Genomic DNA, 789 nt, shown 5'->3' on the forward strand with positions numbered 1-789 from the left:
ATGCGCGGTGGCCAACTCAACAAGGCGCGACGTGGCGAGCTCGAGATGTGCCCTCCAGTCGGCTTGGTTTACCGGAATGATCGGACCCTCGGCCTCGATCCTGACGCCCAAGTGCAGAATGCCATCCGTCTCGTGTTCGACACCTTTGAGCGGATCGAAAGTGCCGTGCAGACCGTCCGCTTCTTCCGAGAGCAGGGTCTGTTGTTCCCACGTCGATTGCGCGCAGGTCCAAACAAGGGAGACCTCCTGTGGGCGCCGCCGAATCATGCACGGATCCTGCAGGTGCTCCACAATCCACGCTACGCCGGCGCCTTCGTCTATGGTCGCACGCGCACACGGTACAGACCCGACGGCGGCAGCAGTGTCATCAGGGTTGCTAAGGCGGACTGGCAGTTCGTCATGCCGGGCATGTACCAAGGCTACATCGACTGGGAACGGTTCGAAGCTAATCAGCGGCGGCTCGCCGACAATGCCCGCGCCTTCGGCGGCGAACGGCGGTCGGGGCCGGCACGCGAAGGACCGGCGTTGCTGCAAGGTCGCGTGGTCTGTGGCCTCTGTGGCGAACGCATGGGTGTGCGCTACAGCCAAGAGCACAGCCGCATAGTGCCGACCTATGTCTGTCAAGCTAATGCGGTGCGGCGCGCGGGATGGACATGCCAAACGGTTCCCGGGAAGCTCGTCGATGCCGCGATCGCCGCCCTGATGATCGAGCTGATGACACCGATGAGCCTGGCGGTCACTTTGGAGGTTCAGCGCGAGCTCGAGGCGCGCGCCGCGCAGACTGACGCA

General features: G+C 63.9%; 2 protein-coding genes. One reads left to right on the top strand and one right to left on the bottom strand.

The annotated features are described in order from the left end of the window. The coding region (locus XH79_RS03765) for a hypothetical protein (RefSeq protein ID WP_271580742.1) at nt 1–267 on the bottom strand (267 nt) is incomplete at its 3' end. Here XH79_RS03765 and XH79_RS03770 point away from each other — a divergent pair. Beyond that, a partial coding sequence (locus tag XH79_RS03770; RefSeq protein ID WP_271580741.1) for a recombinase family protein occupies nt 166–789 on the top strand: 624 nt, incomplete at its 3' end. The two genes, XH79_RS03765 and XH79_RS03770, sit on opposite strands and share 102 nt — an antisense overlap.

The sequence above is a fragment of the Bradyrhizobium sp. CCBAU 45389 genome (assembly GCF_028128625.1).
Lineage (GTDB): Bacteria > Pseudomonadota > Alphaproteobacteria > Rhizobiales > Xanthobacteraceae > Bradyrhizobium > Bradyrhizobium liaoningense_B.